Source organism: Micromonospora sp. NPDC049580 (assembly GCF_040675595.1).
Lineage (GTDB): Bacteria > Actinomycetota > Actinomycetes > Mycobacteriales > Micromonosporaceae > Micromonospora.
Genome location: NZ_JBFAPG010000672.1, coordinates 1 through 2,532, shown reverse-complemented (window position 1 = coordinate 2,532; position 2,532 = coordinate 1). Strand labels below are relative to the sequence as shown.

At 77.5% G+C, this 2,532-nt stretch carries 2 protein-coding genes; one reads left to right on the top strand and one right to left on the bottom strand.

Going from position 1 to position 2,532, the window contains the following annotated elements:
- Positions 1-606, bottom strand: a 606-nt coding sequence (locus AB0J68_RS30825) for a carbohydrate kinase family protein (RefSeq protein WP_363942246.1), incomplete at its 3' end; no start/stop codon positions are given.
- A gap of 150 nt (positions 607-756) precedes the next feature.
- On the opposite strand from AB0J68_RS30825, the gene AB0J68_RS30820 reads away from it, so the two are divergent.
- A partial coding sequence (locus tag AB0J68_RS30820) for an SNF2 helicase-associated domain-containing protein (RefSeq protein WP_363942243.1) occupies positions 757-2,532 on the top strand: 1,776 nt, incomplete at its 3' end.

Below are 2,532 nucleotides of genomic sequence, written 5' to 3'. Positions count from 1 at the left end.
GGCGAGCGGGCCGCGGCCCTCGCCGGCACGCTGGCGCAGCCGCACCCCGCTGACCAGGACCAGGTCGGCGACCTCGGCGAACGGCCGGTGGTAGGGGTTCGTGCCGTCCCAGTCGTGCAGGTCGGTGGAGAGCGACACGCCCGCCGGGAGCGCGGCCCGCACGGCGGGCAGCAACGGCACCACCCAGTCCATGATCGAAAGGTGTACGTGCCGGGCGTCCGCGACCAGCTCGGCCACCTCCGCGGGCGCGAACGGCGGGTCGCCCCGCCACGGGCGCGGGTCGTACAGCGAGGTGCGCCGGCCGCCCGGGTCCACCAGGTTCACCGACCGTCGCGTCCCGCCGCTGTCCTGCGCCAGCACCGCCGGCACCGCGGCCCGGGTCAGCGCCGCCCGGACCAGATCGCCGGCCGGGTCCGCGCCGAGCGTGTCGACCACCCGTACCCGCAGCCCGAGCGCCCGGCCGGCCAGCGCCACCCCGGCGCCGGTGTTGCCGATCCGCAGCTCGATCGGTTCGACGGTGTGCGAGTCGGCGGCCGGCAGCGGCAGCGCGGGCACCCGAACCCGCACATCCACCCCGAGCCCGCCGACAACCAGGAGATCGACCATGGTGCCGACGCTAGCCCAGCCCGGCGTGGACACCCCCACACCCCCGACCTGGAGTCGATCAACCCGTCGGCGGCGGGTGTCGTGCGGTGGGCGCTGACGCTCGTCGCCCCGGGCCGCCTATCCTGGGCGCGGGCGGCGGAGGGGGAGTAGGTGCTGGTCATCCATGGGCTGTGGAAGCCCTGCGACGACTCGACCGCTGGCCTCGCGGTCTGGGCCGAGGACAGCGCCGCGCCGCCGTCTCCGGTCCGCCCCGGCAGGCCGCCCCGGGAGCGCCCGCATCCCTTCGCCGCCGGGCACGCGGACCTGGTCGCGGCTCTCGCCGACGCCGCCGAGCCGGCCCGCCCGGACACCGCGCTGCTCACCCTGCCCACCCGCGCGGGCGCGCCGACCGACTCACCTGAGCTGATCCGGACCACCGTCGCACCCCCGGCCCGCGGCCAGCTCACCCTCGCCGCGTGGCGGGTGCCCGTCCTGGTGTACGCCCCAGACGACGCCCTCGCACTGCTGCGCGCCCTGGACGACCTCCCGGTGGTGCCCGGGGCGACCCTGCGTCACCTCGCCGAGCTGGCCGACTTCGCCGCCGACCTCGTGGCCCGGGGCCGGGTCCTGCCCGGCGTCAGCACGCCGATCCCCACGGCCGGCTCGGTCGATGCCCCCGTCGGCTCGCCGAATGCCGGCGTGGCGTCGCAGGCCGGGTCGGCCGATGTCGACGTGACCGGGCTGGTGGCAGACCGGGCAGCCCAGGTGGCTGCGCGGGCCGTCTGGCGTCCGCTGCTGACCGGCACCGACGCCGCCTGGGCGCGCTCGCTGGCACTGGCACTGCCGCCCGCAGCCCGCGCCGCCGCCCCCGTCCCGGTCGTCGTCCCCGCTGGGACTGCCACCGCGCCGCCGGCCGTTGCCGCTACCGCTGCTGCGGTGCCGGCCGCCGAGCTGGTCGCGGACGCGCTCGACGCGCTCACCGACGCCGCCGCCCGAGCGGCCCTCGTGACCACCACGCTGGCCCGAGGAGTACGCCCCGGCGGGCCCGCGCCGGCCTGGTTGGCCGCGCTCGCCGGCCCCCGCCGCGACTTCACCGTCGACCGGGCCGCACTGGACATCCTGCGCGCCGAACTCGACGACTGGCAGCGCGACGCGGCCGGCGGCGCCGTCCGGGCCAGCTTCCGCCTGGTGGAGCCGGCCCCCGACGAGGTCACCGAGCCGATCCTGGCCACCCGCCCGCTGCCGGGCGACGCGCCGCCCGCGTCTGTTCGCACGGGCGGCGGTGAGCTGGCCGACGGTGGCCCGACAGGTGACGAGGACTCCCCGGCGGCGCGGTGGCGGCTGGAGTTCGGGTTGCAGGCGGCCGATGAGCCGGGGCTGCACATCGACGCCGGGGAGGTCTGGCGGGCGCACCCGCTCGACGGTCTCGCCGACCGTACGGCCAGCCCGCAGGAGACCCTGCTCGCGGAGCTGGGCCGGGCCAGCCGGCTCTGGCCCGACCTGGACGCCGCGCTGCGCACCGCCGCACCCGAGGCGATGGAGTTGGACGTCGAGGGCGCCCACCGGTTCCTCAGCGAGGGCGCCCCGGTGCTGCACGCCGCCGGCTTCGGGGTGCTGCTGCCCTCCTGGTGGCGGCGTCCGTCGGCGCGGCTCGGCGCTCGGCTGCGCGCCCGCAGCCGGACCGCGCCCGGCACGGTGGCCAGCACCGAGGCCGGCGTCGGGTTGGACGCGCTCGTCGACTACCGCTGGGAGGTCGCGCTCGGCGACCAGCCGCTGTCGGCCGACGAACTGGCGGCGCTGGCCGAGCTGAAGACCCCGCTGGTACGGCTGCGGGGCCGATGGGTGGAGCTGTCCATCTTCGTGGTCAACCCGTTCGCGCTGTACTTCAGCGACCTGTACCGCTTCACCCTGGAACACGCCTGGGCACACGAGCTGGTGCACGCGCAC